The sequence below is a fragment of the Undibacterium parvum genome (assembly GCF_003955735.1).
GTDB lineage: Bacteria > Pseudomonadota > Gammaproteobacteria > Burkholderiales > Burkholderiaceae_D > Undibacterium > Undibacterium parvum.
Map to the genome: position 1 here is coordinate 1,047,107 of NZ_CP034464.1, position 17,766 is coordinate 1,064,872.

10 protein-coding genes, 2 tRNA genes, 2 rRNA genes and 1 riboswitch are annotated in these 17,766 nt (G+C 46.9%); of the genes, 10 read left to right on the forward strand and 4 right to left on the reverse strand.

The window, feature by feature from the left end; all coding sequences use genetic code 11:
• Positions 1 to 57 precede the first annotated feature (57 nt).
• From EJN92_RS04430 to EJN92_RS04480, 10 genes are all read left to right on the forward strand, one after another.
• On the forward strand, positions 58 to 1,203 hold the full coding sequence (locus EJN92_RS04430) for a polyamine ABC transporter substrate-binding protein (protein ID WP_126126706.1): 1,146 nt from the start codon (positions 58 to 60) through the stop codon (positions 1,201 to 1,203).
• Positions 1,204 to 1,325: 122 nt separating this feature from the next.
• Positions 1,326 to 2,804, forward strand: coding sequence for a DUF3138 family protein (locus tag EJN92_RS04435; protein ID WP_126126707.1), 1,479 nt, complete (start codon positions 1,326 to 1,328; stop codon positions 2,802 to 2,804).
• Positions 2,805 to 3,262: 458 nt separating this feature from the next.
• A riboswitch (ZMP/ZTP riboswitch) is annotated at positions 3,263 to 3,418 on the forward strand.
• An 88-nt stretch (positions 3,419 to 3,506) separates the two neighbouring features.
• The gene (gene glyA / locus EJN92_RS04445) at positions 3,507 to 4,757 is read left to right on the forward strand and encodes a serine hydroxymethyltransferase (protein WP_126126709.1); all 1,251 of its coding nucleotides are present in this window, start codon (positions 3,507 to 3,509) and stop codon (positions 4,755 to 4,757) included.
• Between the two features lie 201 nt (positions 4,758 to 4,958).
• Positions 4,959 to 5,411 carry a transcriptional regulator NrdR gene (gene nrdR, locus EJN92_RS04450; protein ID WP_126126710.1) on the forward strand — a complete coding sequence of 151 codons (453 nt, stop codon included), beginning with the start codon at positions 4,959 to 4,961 and terminating at the stop codon, positions 5,409 to 5,411.
• Between the two features lie 499 nt (positions 5,412 to 5,910).
• Positions 5,911 to 6,483 (forward strand): type IV pilus modification protein PilV, encoded by a 573-nt coding sequence (gene pilV, locus EJN92_RS04455; RefSeq protein WP_126126711.1) that lies wholly within the window; start codon positions 5,911 to 5,913, stop codon positions 6,481 to 6,483.
• Positions 6,480 to 7,529, forward strand: a complete 1,050-nt coding sequence (locus tag EJN92_RS04460; RefSeq protein WP_227869706.1) for a PilW family protein — start codon at positions 6,480 to 6,482, stop codon at positions 7,527 to 7,529. Before pilV ends, EJN92_RS04460 begins: the two co-directional genes overlap by 4 nt.
• Positions 7,530 to 7,537: 8 nt before the next feature.
• Positions 7,538 to 8,185: a pilus assembly PilX family protein gene (locus EJN92_RS04465; RefSeq protein WP_126126712.1), complete on the forward strand. Its 648-nt coding sequence runs from the start codon at positions 7,538 to 7,540 to the stop codon at positions 8,183 to 8,185.
• Between the two features lie 43 nt (positions 8,186 to 8,228).
• Entirely contained in the window at positions 8,229 to 12,113 is a 3,885-nt protein-coding gene (locus EJN92_RS04470; protein ID WP_157984309.1) for a pilus assembly protein, read from the forward strand.
• 14 nt (positions 12,114 to 12,127) lie between these two features.
• Positions 12,128 to 12,586 carry a type IV pilin protein gene (locus EJN92_RS04475; protein WP_126126714.1) on the forward strand — a complete coding sequence of 153 codons (459 nt, stop codon included), beginning with the start codon at positions 12,128 to 12,130 and terminating at the stop codon, positions 12,584 to 12,586.
• Positions 12,587 to 12,589: 3 nt separating this feature from the next.
• On the forward strand, positions 12,590 to 13,144 hold the full coding sequence (locus EJN92_RS04480) for a GspH/FimT family pseudopilin (RefSeq protein ID WP_126126715.1): 555 nt from the start codon (positions 12,590 to 12,592) through the stop codon (positions 13,142 to 13,144).
• 648 nt (positions 13,145 to 13,792) lie between these two features.
• On the opposite strand, the gene rrf is transcribed toward EJN92_RS04480, so the two are convergent.
• The 4 genes from rrf to EJN92_RS04500 form a co-directional block, all read right to left on the reverse strand.
• Positions 13,793 to 13,905, reverse strand: a 5S ribosomal RNA gene (gene rrf / locus EJN92_RS04485).
• Positions 13,906 to 14,188: 283 nt separating this feature from the next.
• Positions 14,189 to 17,065 (reverse strand): 23S ribosomal RNA (locus EJN92_RS04490).
• Positions 17,066 to 17,534: 469 nt separating this feature from the next.
• Positions 17,535 to 17,611, reverse strand: a tRNA-Ile gene (locus EJN92_RS04495).
• Positions 17,612 to 17,640: 29 nt separating this feature from the next.
• Positions 17,641 to 17,716 (reverse strand) — tRNA-Ala (locus EJN92_RS04500).
• Between the last annotated feature and the right edge of the window lie 50 nt (positions 17,717 to 17,766).

A 17,766-nucleotide genomic window follows, 5' to 3' on the forward strand; every position in this document is an offset into this window, starting at 1 on the left:
GTGTACAAATTTTGTCCAACAACATTAGTCTGCTAACACAGCAATCAGGAGATAAAGATGCATTTTCTCATTTCTAGCCGCAACAAAAAAGCATCGTTCACGCGCAGCTGCAAAAAACTTTTGCTCACGATTTTGATCACACTTGCAGCCGGCAATCAAGCACTAGCGCAAGAAGAAAAAGTGTTAAATGTGGCGAACTGGTCGGATTACATAGGTGAAAATACGATTAAAGATTTTGAGAAAGAAACCGGGATCAAAGTACGTTACGATCTATTTGATAGCAATGAAGTCTTGCATGCCAAACTAGTGGCTGGGAAAACCGGTTACGACATCGTGGTGCCTTCGTCAAACTGGGCGCAAATACAGATAGAAGGCGGTCTGTTTCGCCAACTGGATAAAAGCAAGATACCGAATTTATCCAATCTTGATCCGGTACTGAATGCACAAATCGGTAAAATCGATCCGAATAATAAACACCTGGTCATCTGGCTATGGGGTTTTGACACGCTCGGTATCAACGAAGAAAAGGTCAAGGCGGCACTAGGCAATTTACCTATGCCTGAAAATGCCTGGGATCTCGTGTTCGATCCTAAATACATTTCAAAACTGAAGTCCTGCGGTGTGTCACTACTCGATGCCGCCTCCGAAGTACTGCCACCAGCCCTGCAATATCTGGGCAAATCGCCCTACTCTAAAGTCAATTCTGATTACCAGGATGCAGCCCGCTTATTACAGTCTATCCGGCCCTACGTGACCATGTTTAGCTCGTCCGGTTACATCAATGAATTAGCCAACGGCTCACTGTGTCTGTCGATGGGCTGGTCGGGCGACATCAATATCGCACGCCAGCGCGCTATTGATGCCAAAAATGGCAATCATATCGTGACCCTGATCCCCAAAAAAGATCCCACACTATTTTTCGACACAATGGCAGTTCCGGCCGATGCACCGCATCCGAATAATGCAATGGCCTGGATCAATTTCATTTTACGTCCAGAAATTCATGCCCAGATCACGAATAAAGTCTTGTATGCCAATCCCAATGCGGCTGCCTATAAATTCGTCAGGAAAGACATCGCTGACAACAAAACTGTGTATCTCAGTCGCGAGGATATGCAAAAAATGATACCGCCTGAAATGGTCAATTCAGATATCCGTCGCACCATGACACGCATCTATACCAAATTCAAAACTGGTATCTGATACGGATAAGAGGACAGGCCGCGTCTGTCGCCGAAACGGCGACACCGGCTGCGCGCTAGCATTTGCCGCGTCCAACAAAACACGTAAAAAATATAAACACGTCACCCTTTGAAGGAAGATTCATGTACACCGTAAAAAAACTCGTGATCTGTATGGCCATCGCTAGCGCCTTCCCGGCCGCCTGCATGGCGCAAGCTGCACCTTCGCAAAAAAGTGAAATCGAGGCATTAAAAAAACAGGTCAAAGAACTGCAGGCCATGATGCAGAAAATCACGCTGCAAAATAGCCAAAGCAGTGCACTGGCGGCGGAGACCAGCGCCCAGGTCTTGTCTATCGTGGAATCGAGCAAACAGGCAATACAGGCAATACAGGCAGATAAATCAAATGTAGTCGACGTGACTGAATTCAATCGTATCCGCGTCAAAACCGAGGCGATGGACGAAGCCATAGAAGCCAACGGCTTCCGAGCCTTAAAAATTTCCGGCTATATCGATCCGACGTACGTCTACAACCGCAATGGCAAAACGTCGAGTTTTGTGTTTTTCAATAACAATAGTTCGATTAATGGTTCCAATGAGAGTTTTGGCTACGACAACAGCTCCTTCGGCAGCGGCATGTTTAATATGGAAAAAGAACTCGATGGCGGCACCAAATTCAAACTCACTTTAATGCCAAGTAAAAGCTCAGCTTCATCGAATAATTTTGGCAATCTGGTACACGAAGCATCCGTATCTATCCCCTTGTACGAACCAGCTACTCGCCTGATCGCTGGTCAGCTCCCAGATTGGACCGGATATGAAGCGATCCCCGCGCCACAAAATAAACTCATCACCCACAATCTCTTGTTTGACTTTTCAGCAGCCAGTTTTTATACCGGTGCTGGCGTCGACCTGCTACGCGGTGCATGGGACAGCAAAATCATGATAGGCAATATGAACCGCGCCCGTGTGGATGTCGCCAAACAGCAAATGCCCGGCGTGTTTTATCGGGTCGACTATACCCAAGACGAATTTAGCAGTTTCGGCTTTTCCGGCATCCATAGCGGCTTTGATGACAAGCTAGATAGCGGCCGCCTGGATCTGGTCGAAATCGATGGCAGCCTGACCCGCGGTGACTGGAACTTCCAAGCGCAGCTCAGTTACGGCCGACAAAGTGCCACGCCGACCAACGCCTACTTAAATGAACGCCAGCACTGGTACGGTCTGTCTAGCCTAGCCTCATACAAAGTAAGCCCCCGCCTGGATGCGACCGCGCGCTTCGACTATATCAATAATGCCCGACACGGCGGCGGCCTGTTCGGTTCAACTTTCGGCGGTGTCTGCAAAGACAGCACCGGAGCGGACGCCAGCTGTCCGGACGGCCGCAACGGTTTTGGCTCGAACATGAGCTACGACGGCAGCAATTGGATAGTCAGTAACCCAGATAGAGGCAGCAATCGCTCCGCCTTATCGCTGGGCTTGAGCTATGCATTATTGACAGGCGTCAGTATCAAGGGCGAGTACCGATTTGATCATTCCAACGCGCATGTATTCAAAACTGCAGACGAACAATACACTCAGAGTAATCATCTATTCGCGCTCTCTACGGTCATCAGTTTTTAATCTAAAAAGCTCAGGCTGAAAATTCGCCTCGTCGTCCGAGGCAGTTTCAGCCTAACTGGTTGGAGCGCACTTGCCATTGTAGATTTCATCTGGGCGCTTCAAAAAATTCCTCAAGCTAGAAGTCGCGTTAGACGCAAACCGGAACAATATGTCGGTACGGCGAAATTTGGTAATGACGCGATGAGCCCGGGCTTGTTTAAAAAAAACATCCCCTGCCGCACCGCTTATTTTGTGCTTTCCAACTCTAAACATGCGCCGGATCAGAGCAATGTTTTAAGAAATTCGCACCGCGCTGTATCGGCAGTCGCTACGCCTGCACTATCTAGAATTGGGGCAAGCATCGAAACCTATACATTCGGCGCCGGGTTACCAGAAACCTGGTTCATAGAGATAACAGTTTTTGTTTTAATCACAAACCTTGCTCAACGAATTAATATATCGTAAAATCTGCCCACCATTTCGTCTCACGTAACTGGCGCAAAGACTCAAATTTTAATCGCTAGGTAAAATTTGCAGTCCATGATGGAGTTCCATCGGGAAGCGTGAGATTTGCAGGCTCGTAGTAGTACTGGTATTAACAAACGCGAGTCTGACCGTGCGCCTGGGTAAGCCTGATGGTATTTCGATTGAGGCTACCCACATTTCATGTATTAATCTCAATCTACACAATCATTCACGAGTTACTTTATCAACAGGAAAACCATGTTTGCTAAGAACCATACCCTCGCCAATATCGATCCAGAAATTTTTGCGACGATACAAAAAGAAAACCTGCGCCAGCAAGAACACATAGAATTAATCGCTTCTGAGAACTACACTTCGCCTGCCGTAATGGAAGCGCAAGGCTCGCAACTGACCAATAAATATGCCGAAGGTTATCCAGGCAAGCGTTACTACGGTGGCTGTGAACACGTAGACGTGGTCGAGCAACTGGCGATCGACAGACTCAAGCAATTGTTTGGTGCTAACTTCGCCAATGTGCAGCCTAATTCCGGCTCGCAAGCTAATCAGGGCGTGTTTTTCGCGCTGTTGACTCCAGGCGACACCATCATGGGTATGTCGCTGGCAGAAGGCGGGCACTTGACGCACGGTATGCACCTCAATATGTCTGGTAAATGGTTTAACGTTGTGTCTTACGGTCTGAACGCACAAGAAGACATCGATTACGATGCCATGGAAAAATTGGCGCGCGAAACTAAGCCTAAGATGATCATCGCTGGCGCTTCTGCTTTCGCATTGCGGATTGATTTCGAACGTTTTGCAAAAATCGCTAAAGAAGTCGGCGCTTATTTCATGGTGGATATGGCGCATTACGCGGGTCTGATCGCGGCTGGCGTCTACCCTAACCCAGTACCGTTCGCCGATGTGGTGACTTCAACTACCCATAAGAGTTTACGCGGCCCACGTGGCGGCATCATCTTGTGCAATGACGAAGCCATCTCTAAGAAAATCAACTCGGCGATTTTCCCTGGTATCCAGGGCGGCCCATTGATGCATGTGATCGCTGGTAAAGCAGTGGCATTCAAAGAAGCCCTGAGCCCAGAATTTAAGGCTTACCAAGAGCAAGTCATCAAGAACGCCGCAGCATTGGCAACGACCTTGACTGAGCGCGGCCTGCGTATCGTTTCTGGTCGTACCGAATCACACGTGATGCTGGTCGATCTGCGTCCAAAAGGTTTGACTGGTAAAGAAGCCGAAGCCATCCTCGGTTCTGCCCACATGACTTGCAACAAAAACGGTATCCCTAACGATCCAGAAAAACCATTCGTCACGTCCGGTATTCGTCTGGGTAGCCCTGCCATGACTACCCGTGGTTTTAAAGAAGCCGAAGCGATTAAAGTCGGTAATTTATTGGCCGACGTTTTGGATAATCCGCACGATGCTGCGACCATAGAACGCGTCAAAGCCGAGGTTAAAAAATTGACCGACGCCCACCCGGTCTACGCTGCTTAAGTTAGCCATGCAAACGCCACCTGAGTCAGGTGGCGTTTTTTTATAAGCTTAGGAAATTTTAGATAAATATACTCCCCATAGTATATTTTTAATCCCCGCGCAGAATATGCGCGCTAGCCCAGATTGCATAGAGTAATCTGGGGAGTATATTAAAATAGCCGTTCGATATCGCTCCAGTATCCCCTCTTCGGAAGCAACGCCATGAAATGCCCTTACTGCCATCACGACGAAACCCAGGTCATCGACACCCGCGTCCCGGAAGATGGCAATACCATACGCCGGCGCCGCCGTTGTGCGCATTGCGACAAGCGTTTTACCACCTACGAGCGAGTCGAGTTGACGATGCCGTCTATCGTCAAAAAGAACGGCAGCAGAACCGAGTTTGAACCCGCCAAACTACGCGCCAGTCTGATGCTGGCACTCAGAAAGCGCCCGGTATCGGCCGAAGCAGTCGACACCGCGATTCAGCGCATAGAAGAAAAACTGTTAGCCAGCGGTGAACGCGAAGTCATCTCTGGTCACTTGGGTGAGTTGGTCATGCGGGAATTAAAACGCCTGGATAAAATCGCCTACATCCGCTTTGCATCGGTGTACAAGAGCTTTGAAGATGTGTCGGAGTTTGTTGAAGCAATACAAGAGGCGAAAAAAACCTAAGTTAGCAATTGATCGGCAAAACGAAAATTATTCTTTCTGGTTTATACAACAAAGTATCCTAGCTAAGGAAGCTATCAAGCAGCAGCAAGCTAAGGCTTACAGATATCAGCATAAAAAAATGCCCTCATTTCTTAGGAAATGAGGGCATTTTATTTTTACCGACGACCTGCCGTTGTCGGGGTCCGCGCCCCAGTTTGCGACATTATCAAAGTACCACAACGATCGCTAGCCTGTGCCGTGCTCGGTATCACTTGCAAGACAAATTTGTGGCAGTCGGTCCGCCTGCCTGATAACTCAGATTATATTTTATTCGACTACCGACCACAGCTTTCGGCGCCACGCTAGAGAATAAGCCCCCCCACCGCCAACATAGCTAATGCCATTCAGTTAAGACTGGGCCGCATTACTGATTAGCGGTGGCTTTGACAAGATGGGCGGTTACGCAAATTAAATTCAGTCGCCTATAATTTAAGCACAAAGAATATTCCCATGAGGCATCATGAATTTGCACAATAAAGGTTTTTCGCTGATAGAAGTACTGATTGCTGTCTTCGTATTAGCATTGGGTATCATTGGCGCTGCGGGCTTGCAACTCACTGCCATTCGAACTTCACAGCAAAGTAGTTTTCAGTCTATCAGCGTGCAGTTAGCCAACGAGTTAGCGGATAAGATGCGCTCAAATGATGCGCTCATGAAGTTAGCCGATGGCGCTAACCCTTTCTTGAAAATCGACTATAAATCAGCAACCGATCCCACCCCTACTGTCGCCAAACTTTGCTATACAAGCACGGCTAACTGCACCGCTTCCGATATCGCAAACGCAGATATTTACGAATGGTTGATACGGGTGAAAGATTCCTTGCCGGGTGGCCGAGTACTGGTCTGCCGCGACTCAGCTCCTTATGTCAGTGCGAATCGCGCCCTGACCTGGGCATGCACAGCGGATGCGGATGCCGGTCTTACCGTCAAAATTGGCTGGAGGAGCAAAAATCCGGATGGTACGTTTAACGATGATGCTAGTGGCGTGGCGCCACCAAGCGTTGCGATCACAGTTGAGTCTTACGTCAAATGATTATGCCTACCACACACTCATCAAATCAAACGAGTCTGCTTACTCCAAAGAAACAAAGCGGTCTGACTTTGATTGAACTCATGATCTCAATCACGCTTGGGCTACTGGTTGTGCTGGCAGCAACCGCCATGGTTGTTTCCACAAAAGGCCTGTTCATATCGCAAACAGATGGCAATGAAACCCAAGATTCTGCGCGTTTTGCGCTAGACAATATCTCACGTTCTTTGCATCAAGTGGGTTATGTCAATTATGACTTTACGAATTCACCGCAAATCACACCAGACATCGCCAGCGCCGATCTCGCGGGTCTGGATGCAAATAGTATCTCTGCCACCAGCGCTGACATCTCTACGCCGCTCAATAGTTCAGTTAATTTCAGCGATGTGTTAGCGGTGCGATTTTATGGTTCTGGCAATACCGGCAATGGCGACGGAACAATGTCGAATTGTGCGGGTTTTTCAGTGCCTGCTCCCGTATCTGCCAGTACTGCAGATACAGATAGGGGTTGGAGTATTTATTATGTCGCCAATGATGCCAATAATGAACCTGGGCTATATTGCAAATACTACAGTTCAACGAGTGGTAAATGGGCTGCAGACGCCATCGTCAGCGGTGTAGAGTCATTTCAGGTTTTGTATGGTTTGGATACCAGTAGCCCTACCGATGGACTTGCCAACAAATATCTGACTGCGGCCGATATCAATAGCCTAGACAGTGGATTGACTTTGGTTGGAACAACCGCAGCCGAAAAAGCGAAAGATTTGAATAGAAAAACATTCTGGAAAAAAATATTGCTTGTGAAAGTAGCGATCTTGGTGCGCGGCAAAGAAAATGCCAGGACCGATGCGACGACCTCAACATACAACTTATTCGGATCAGCTTATGCAACGGCAAATAGCAGCAATGACAAAGGAACGACCATTAGCGAAGTCAACTTAGCTGCTGACACCCGAAATCGCATCCGAAAAGTCTATTCCGTCACGATTCAATTACGGAATAATTGCATGGTTGATCCTGTACATGGCATCTGCCTACCTCCTAATTAAACTTTATCATGCGCATTCATCTCAAAATCAAGGCTAACCTGGCAAACGAGTCAAGGTACAAAATTAACAAGCAATCAGGTGCTTCCTTAATCGTTTCCTTAATCATGCTCATCGTCGTGCTCGTACTCAGCATCTCAGTGGCGACCATGTCATTACAAAATGAGAAATCATCCCGTAGTGATCGTGATCGGCAAGTTGCCTTAAACGCTGCCGAAGCTGCACTTAAGGACGCAGAATCAGACATAGACCCGCAAAACACGCCCGCTGGCACTAGAAAAACATTTTTCGACGCAACATCAAATCTCTATTTTGAAACTGGTTGCGCCTCTGGCGATAGCAATCCCTATCAGGGCATGTGCCTCCCTACCGTGGTCGGTATTCCAGTTTGGCAAAGCGTCGATTTAGCCGACAGTGGCTCAAGCTCCAAATCGGTGGCATTTGGCAAATTCACGGGCCAAACCATGACCACAGGAAAAAGTTCATTCCCAGCCAAATTGCCACGTTACATTATCGAAGTCATACCCGATATTGATCCTGGGAAAGAAGCGACCGAACAAACTAAATATATATATCGAATAACCGTAGTCGGTTTTGGTGCCAACGAGCAAACACAAGTTGTCTTGCAGAGCTATTACCGAAAATCAGTATCGTCTTAATTTTGTTATGAGAGTGATATTTATCACTCTACGGAGAACCATTATGAAAAATTTAATCAGTCGCCTCATTTGCTCTGGGTTACTCTTCACGCACATCGGTGTATTTGCTGCAGCCCCGCCGATAGTGGGATTATCTAGTACGCCTTTATATTCGGGCGGCGGGAACGTGCGCCCCAACCTATTATTAAATTTATCGGTGGAATTCCCAACGGTTAAATATGCCTATAGCGGGATCGCTTACAACAAAACGATAGATTTCATTGGATACTTCAATCCAAAAAAATGCTACACCTACCCCGGAGGCAGTGCAACTTATACGGATTGGAACGGCGCCAGCTTGACTGTACCAACTCCTGAAAAGGCAGCTGCGGGGACGGAATTTTTTTCTATTTCTGGTGCTGCCGATGGCAATCATGAATGTACCAATGCTTTCAGTGGAAATTTTTTAAATTGGGCATCGTCTTCAGCGATTGATATGTTGCGACTTGCTTTAACGGGTGGAGATAGAATAGAGAGTCTCGACACAACAACGCAAACTGTTTTGCAGAGAGCCTTTTTGTCTGTCAGCACTTCAAATTTTTATCGCAGCGGTTATTTTCCACAATTATCGATTACTGGAGCCGGTAACGTTAGCGCGCCAAATAAAGTCACACCATTTAATGTCACTACATTAACAATAACTAATTGTGAAAATAAGATCCAGTTTAGTGACTCTGCTAATAATTCATCGCAAAGTTGCGGTGTAGCGAGACTTTCTAACGGAAAATTAGCGAAAACAGATAAATACTGGGGTGAATTTTATGCGAGAGTCAAGGTTTGCGATGGCAATGAAAACACGACACGAACCGATGTTTGCATGCAATATCCTAGCGGAAACTATAAGCCAGTAGGGCAAATGCAGCGCAATCAAAATAACGTGCGTTATGGCGCCTTTGGTTATTTAATGGATCAAACCAATACTCGCCAAGGCGGTGTATTGCGCGCACCATTAAAATATGTCGGTAGCAAGCAATATAAAGCTGCCAATTCATTTATTGAAGAAGCCAACGATCGACAAGAATGGGATGCCAGCACAGGCGTGTTTGCCAGTAATTCTGAGGGTGATGCCACTGGAAATAGTGGTGTCATCAACTACCTCAATAAGTTCGGCCGAACCGGCGTTTACAAAGGATACGATCCTCTCAGTGAACTTTATTACGAAAGTATTCGCTACCTACAGGGGCGGCAACCAACGCCAGAAGCAATAGCCGGCATGACCACCACCATGCAAGATAATTTCCAGGTAGTAACGAGTTGGGTTGATCCAATTGAAGCATCCTGCCAAAAGAATTACACCATTACGATCGGCGATGCCAATACGCATCAAGATAAATTCATTCCTGGCAATAATAGAACCGGCACTGGCGATACAGCGAGGGCAGCAGATACGGCTACAACGCAGTGGCCGGCGTTCAATGTCATGACGCAAACTGCAAAAGTAGCTGCCTTGGAGTCAACGAGTACTTATGGCAATTCTGCGCCAGTCGCAGCGTTGGCAAACATGGATACCGCCAATACTGGCTCCAATGGCGGAACTTTTTACATGGCAGGTACCGCATATTGGGCTAACACCAATGATATTCGGCTTGATAAGCCGGTACGTGTAAAAACCTATGCAATTGACGTAGATGAAAATGGTAATGGCTCAATAGATAATACTGGCAGAAGTAACACGGCGCCACGACTTTCACAACTTTATCTTGCTGCGAAATACGGTGGTTTCAATGACGCTAACGCAGATGGCAATCCCTTCAAAACCGGGACTGTCGATGGTAAAACGCTCTTGACTAATAATACCGAATGGGCAAGTGGTAACGGTACTGATCCAGATAATTTTTTCCTGGCCAGTAATCCTGCAAAAATGATTGCGGCAATAGCAAAAATTTTTCAAACAGTCGCAACGAGTGGCGGAACACTCTCGGGTATCGGGATCAGCTCGACTAAATCAAGTGACAATCCGTATATCTATGTGCCTGGATTTGATCCTGAACGTTGGTCCGGCAGTTTAAAGAAAAAATCTGGACTTACCTTGAATCCTCCAGCGATATGGGATGCGGGCGCGATCCTCACGGGCAACCCTACACCAACCCCTAGCCCTGGCACACGTAAAATTTACACTGCAAAAGTCGCTGCAGACGGCTCATTATCAACCATAGATTTTGTATGGAATAATGGCGCCAATTTTAATAGCGCTGATCAAACCGCACTAAACACGAACCCGCACACCAACATTGTGGATAATCTCGCAGATAAGCGTATTAATTATTTACGCGGAGATCGAAGCTTAGAGACAGATGCGGGAGGATTCCGCATAAGAAGCAGTGTTTTAGGCGATATTGTAAATAGTGCCCCAGTGTATTATGGGGCGCCAGCCAAAAACATTTCCGGACCAGGTTACAGCACTTTCTATACCGCCAACGCAGGCCGACAACAGGCTGTTTACGTCGGCGCGAACGACGGCATGCTGCATGCATTCGATGCAGGCACTGGTACCGAATTGTTCTCTTATGTGCCAAATGCCTTAATTTCTAAATTAAACATGCTGACAGATCCTTACTACTCACATCAGTCATATGTGGATGGGAAAATTTCGGTGAAAGACACACAAATTAATGGTGCATGGAAAACCTTACTACTCTCTGGCATGGGCTCTGGTAATAAAGGGGTTTTTGCACTGGATGTGACAAATCCAGCCAATTTCAGTGCTGGTTTAGGTGCGATTTGGGAATTCACTGACAAAAATGATACTGACATGGGTTACTTACTTTCACCGCCATTGATTGCAAAATTTCGCACAGGAACCTCAGCGGGACAACCAACTTATGGCAACTTTGCCGTTATTTCAAGCGGTTACAATAACTTCGATACGTCGGATGTCAATGCGACGAACAAGCGCGGTAGCTTATTTCTATTATCATTGGATAAAGCCCCTAACGCAGCATGGGTTTCTGGTAGCAATTACTTTAAATTAAATACCGATACTGCAAGCACGTATGTTGATATAAGCAAAAAAAATGCCCTTGCCGCTCCGAATGTAGTCTACGGTGCCGATGGTGCTGTTAATTATGTCTATGCTGGCGACCTTCAGGGAAATTTATGGCGTTTTGTATTTACTAGCGGCAGCCTAGCTACGTCGATAGCTTCGTCTAAACCTGTATTTACTGCGAAAACCAGCGCTGGTATACCTCAGCCCATTACGGTTCAGCCGAAAATTGTTTTCGCTCCCGGTGGTGGCTATATCATTACTTTCGGCACAGGAAAATATGTTGAAACATTTGATATTTCTACAGCCAACTATAATACTAGCTCTTATTATGCGGTCCTTGATACAACCTATAACGCCGATGCGGTAACCGGACGCAGTCAACTTGAAGCACGAACAGCAACTGCTTCAGGTGCTGGATTCACCTTAACAGGAAATAGTTTTAGCTATGGAACCACGGCTGGCACAAAAAAAGGATGGTACTTTGACTACTCCGATTCAGCAACGACAGGTGAGCGCAGCGTAACTGAAGGCGCGATTGCAGGGCAATTTTTATTCTTCAATTCGCTTTTACTTAGCTCAAATCCTTGTTCCGGCGGCAGCGGAAAAATGTATCAAATTGACTTATTAACTGGCCTTAGCGATGGCGTGACTGGAACAAGTTCAACAATAGGACTACTTAACTCACCGATCGTGTTCAACATCAGCACTACTGTAGGAGATAGAAACGCGACTGGATCTCGTCGTACAGTCACTAAACAGACTGTAATTACAACTGGGACAGGAAATAGTACCGGAGAATCAACGACAAGTACCTCAACTCCGGATCAAGCGTCGAAGACCGGACGTTTGAGCTGGCGTGAACTCCAAAATTGGCAAGAACTGCGTAAAGATGCGAACAAATAATGATCGGAAATAACATGTATAAGAACAGAAATCGCGGATTTACCCTCATTGAAATAATGATTGCGGTAGCCATTCTCGCTATTTTAGGAAGCGTTGCTTTTTCATCGTATACCGATAGCGTCATTAAAACCAGGCGATCCGAGGGAAAAACAGCACTGCTTAAGTTGATGCAGCAAGAAGAGCAATTTTTCACTCAAAATAACTCGTATAGCGTGTTCTCCCAAGCATCTGTTGATGCAAATGAAAAGAAATTTAAGTGGTTTTCGGGAGAGGCAGCATCGAGCAGTTCGTATGACATCATTGCCACCGCCTGCGCAGGCGATACAATACAAAATTGTGTGTTACTGACAGCTTATCCGGGCACTACAAATGTCAACTCGACGTTTAAAGACCCGACATGCGGAAATCTAACATTAACCAGTACCGGTGTAAAAGACGTATCCGTGTCTGGCGCTAAGAGTAAGTGTTGGTAAATCATGAAAATATTCCGCCGTAATAATGGCTTCACTCTGGTTGAGTTAATGACAACCATCTCTATTGCTGTCATTTTAATGGCAATAGCAATACCTAGCTTTAAAACAATGATAGAGAATCAACGCTTAGTCACAACCGCTAGTGAATTTTATGCCGCTGTCAATTTAACTCGTGCTGAAGCAATTAAACGTGGCGCTAGAGTTAATATGGTTGCAAATGATGGTGCAAAATGGACCTCGGGATGGACCGTATTTATAGATGCCAACGATAATTTACTAGTTGATGCTGGTGAAACAATTATTTTCACACATGATGCAACAGTCGCAAATATTACGAGTGTGAACACATTCACGGATACAAGCAGTACTTATATTTCTTATACTGGAAATGGCCGTAGTAGAACCAAGGCGAGTAGCCAGCAACCCCAAGCAGGAACCGTTTCGTTTACGCTCGGTGATGCGACCAGAAGAGTAAAGATCAATTTTTTAGGTCGAGCAAGGATATGCAATCCAGTTGCAAATTTGAGTACATGCTCAAGCACGGTCAGTGGGAATTGATTGTTTTTGAAATCAGACATTTGCGCGATGAATATTAGGCAAGATGTTTACCAAAAGTGCACCAATGGCATCTACACAACTCAATAAAATATAGTATGTCCATCGCGTAGAAGAAGATCACACAAGGCAGTCTGTTTGATGACTTAATCATAGCGTTGGTGTCGACTGAATATTACCCCTCCGCACATCTGAAAACGGAATTCGCTGCCAGTAGGTGCAATTATTGAACCGGGGCAAGAGCATCGTCTTTGGCCACCACAAAGTACTGCGTTTAATTTCGGAAAAAATATGCGTGCTGTAAGTCGGGCCTAGCCAACTGCAAACCACAGCCCCGCCCCCTTCGCACACATACTCCCCCAAATTTTTAAGTAAACCAGCCGCTTGCCCGCGCAGTCTTTGTGGGTTTTAAATATACAGAGGGGAGTATTTTTGAGGTGTGGCAGAGTGGTGAGTGCGTGCCGAAGCCTTGGTTTTAAAGAACTCTCGGGACATGCCTGAGGGCTAGAAGAATGCGGCGCATTCGCCGCTTTGTCGCAGGGTGTCGGAACATGCAAGGTCAGTGCAGTGCGCTATGGGAGTTGTCTTCGAACGGATTGCGCAAAGCAAAAACCCCTCAACAGATTACTGTTGAGGGGTTTTCTAATAAAAGCCTGACGATGACCTACTTTCACACTGGTTGCAGCACTATCATTGGCGCGGAGTCGTTTCACGGTCCTGTTCGGGATGGGAAGGGGTGGTACCGACTTGCTATGGTCATCAGGCATAACTTGTTGACTTATTGTGGCGCACGTTATTCTGTGCGTCGCAACAGGTCCAATTGGGAAGAAGGGTCGTAGGGCGGTTTGCACCACCAAGGCAAGCAAACATGGTTCACTTGTCCATCAATAATCTTTGTGCTGAGCGATTGACCATCGCTGCAGCGTGCCTGCATGTTGAGTGCAGGACTTAGGCGGTTGTGATTTGTACCAAACTTCGTCGATTCCTCGACGACATAAGGCAAACACACAAACAATACTTGTCGTAAATCTATAACACTAAAGTTATAGGGACAAGCCTTACGGGCAATTAGTACTGGTTAGCTTAATGCATTACTGCACTTCCACACCCAGCCTATCAACGTCCTGGTCTCGAACGACCCTTTAAAGAGATCTAGTCTCTGGGAAGTCTCATCTTAAGGCTAGTTTCCCGCTTAGATGCTTTCAGCGGTTATCTATTCCGAACATAGCTACTCGGCAATGCCACTGGCGTGACAACCGATACACCAGAGGTTCGTCCACTCCGGTCCTCTCGTACTAGGAGCAGCCCCCTTCAAACTTCCAACGCCCACGGCAGATAGGGACCAAACTGTCTCACGACGTTTTAAACCCAGCTCACGTACCACTTTAAATGGCGAACAGCCATACCCTTGGGACCGGCTACAGCCCCAGGATGTGATGAGCCGACATCGAGGTGCCAAACTCCCCCGTCGATATGAACTCTTGGGAGGAATCAGCCTGTTATCCCCAGAGTACCTTTTATCCGTTGAGCGATGGCCCTTCCATACAGAACCACCGGATCACTATGTCCTACTTTCGTACCTGCTCGACTTGTCAGTCTCGCAGTTAAGCACGCTTATGCCATTGCACTATCGTCACGATGTCCGACCGTAACTAGCGTACCTTCGAACTCCTCCGTTACACTTTGGGAGGAGACCGCCCCAGTCAAACTGCCTACCATGCACTGTCCCCGATCCGGATAACGGACCAAGGTTAGAACCTCAAACAAACCAGGGTGGTATTTCAAGGATGGCTCCACGCAGACTGGCGTCCACGCTTCAAAGCCTCCCACCTATCCTACACAGATTGGTTCAAAGTCCAATGCAAAGCTACAGTAAAGGTTCATGGGGTCTTTCCGTCTAGCCGCGGGTAGATTGCATCATCACAAACATTTCAACTTCGCTGAGTCTCGGGAGGAGACAGTGTGGCCATCATTACTCCATTCGTGCAGGTCGGAACTTACCCGACAAGGAATTTCGCTACCTTAGGACCGTTATAGTTACGGCCGCCGTTTACTGGGACTTCAATCAAGAGCTTGCACCCCATCATTTAATCTTCCAGCACCGGGCAGGAGTCACACCATATACGTCCACTTTCGTGTTTGCATAGTGCTGTGTTTTTATTAAACAGTTGCAGCCACCAGTTTATTGCAACCCTTTCATCCTTCCCCCGCAGGGGGGTCAAACTACAAGGGCGTACCTTATCCCGAAGTTACGGTACCAATTTGCCGAGTTCCTTCTCCCGAGTTCTCTCAAGCGCCTTAGAATACTCATCTCGCCCACCTGTGTCGGTTTGCGGTACGGTCTCGTATGACTGAAGCTTAGAGGCTTTTCTTGGAACCACTTCCGATTGCTTCGTGAACAAGTTCACTCGTCTCAACCCCTTGAATTACGCACCCGGATTTGCCTAAGTGCCTTCTACAAGTCAAGAACAGGCTCATCCAACCGCCTGACAACCTTCCGCGATCCGTCCCCCCATCGCATCATACGACGGTGCAGGAATATTAACCTGCTTCCCATCAGCTACGCATCTCTGCCTCGCCTTAGGGGCCGACTCACCCTGCTCCGATGAACGTTGAACAGGAAACCTTGGGCTTACGGCGTGGAGGCTTTTCACCCCCATTATCGCTACTCATGTCAGCATTCGCACTTCTGATACCTCCAGCATCCTTTACAAGACACCTTCGCAGGCTTACAGAACGCTCTCCTACCATATGTCCTAAAACATATCCGCAGCTTCGGTGTATCGCTTAGCCCCGTTACATCTTCCGCGCAGGACGACTCGATCAGTGAGCTATTACGCTTTCTTTAAAGGGTGGCTGCTTCTAAGCCAACCTCCTGACTGTTTTAGCCTTCCCACTTCGTTTTCCACTTAGCGATACTTTGGGACCTTAGCTGGCGGTCTGGGTTGTTTCCCTCTTGACGCCGGACGTTAGCACCCGACGTCTGTCTCCCAAGCTCGCACTCATCGGTATTCGGAGTTTGCAATGGGTTGGTAAGTCGCGATGACCCCCTAGCCATAACAGTGCTCTACCCCCGATGGTGATACTTGAGGCACTACCTAAATAGTTTTCGGAGAGAACCAGCTATTTCCAAGTTTGTTTAGCCTTTCACCCCTACCCACAGCTCATCCCCTAATTTTTCAACATTAGTGGGTTCGGACCTCCAGTACCTGTTACGGCACCTTCATCCTGGCCATGAGTAGATCACTTGGTTTCGGGTCTACACCCAGCGACTAATTTCGCCCTATTCGGACTCGATTTCTCTACGGCTTCCCTATGCGGTTAACCTTGCCACTGAATGTAAGTCGCTGACCCATTATACAAAAGGTACGCAGTCACGGAACAAGTCCGCTCCTACTGTTTGTATGCACACGGTTTCAGGATCTATTTCACTCCCCTTCCGGGGTTCTTTTCGCCTTTCCCTCACGGTACTGGTTCACTATCGGTCGATTACGAGTATTTAGCCTTGGAGGATGGTCCCCCCATGTTCAGACAGGATTTCACGTGTCCCGCCCTACTTGTCGCAAACTTAGTTCCACACCGATGATTTCATATAAGGGGCTATCACCCTCTATGGCTGGACTTTCCATTCCATTCTATTATCAAAGATGCTAAATCTTGCAGGCTGTTCCCATTTCGCTCGCCACTACTTTGGGAATCTCGGTTGATTTCTTTTCCTGCAGCTACTTAGATGTTTCAGTTCGCCGCGTTCGCCTTGCATACCTATGTATTGAGTATGCAATACCCCTAAGGGTGGGTTTCCCCATTCGGAAATCTGCGGATCAAAGTGTGTTTGCTCACTCCCCGCAGCTTATCGCAAGCTACTACGTCCTTCATCGCCTGTAATCGCCAAGGCATCCACCATGTGCACTTAGTCACTTGTCCCTATAACTTTAGATTCTGGCGTCTGATTGTTCACATCAAAGTAAAAATCTACTTTGATGTGGTGCTAGTTCAAAATCACTGGCAGAGCCAGATGATTTTTCCAGTAACACCTACGCTCAGGTTCATCACCAAAAAATCGCTATAGTTCTTATTACTATGAGTATTACTTTAGCGTTTGCCGTATCTCAAGATATTTGATTTTCTAAAACCCTGTATTGCTACAGTGCTTTTCAAACTCTTTTTAATACATTTTATGTTTGTTTGATACAATCACAACCCTTCCATGAATTATCGTTAATAACTGTCGTTATTAATTTCCTTCACAGAAATAATTTTGATTATTTCTACTTTACTTCTTCTCAATTGTTAAAGAACGGTCTTACTTGATACTTTGCTTTCGTTTCGAAAGAACAAATCTCAATAGCGCGCGCGCTACTCACATTTGTTTTTTCTTCCCACTCCATTTTACTGGTAGGGCTGGTTGGACTCGAACCAACGACCCCCGCGTTATCAACACGGTGCTCTAACCAGCTGAGCTACAGCCCCACTTATTTACGACTTCTTTACTACGTAAATGGTGGAGGTTAACGGGATCGAACCGTTCACCCCCTGCTTGCAAAGCAGGTGCTCTACCAGATGAGCTAAACCCCCAATTCGGGAACTCGGTACCGATGAATCGCTCCATCGCTACGTTCTTTATC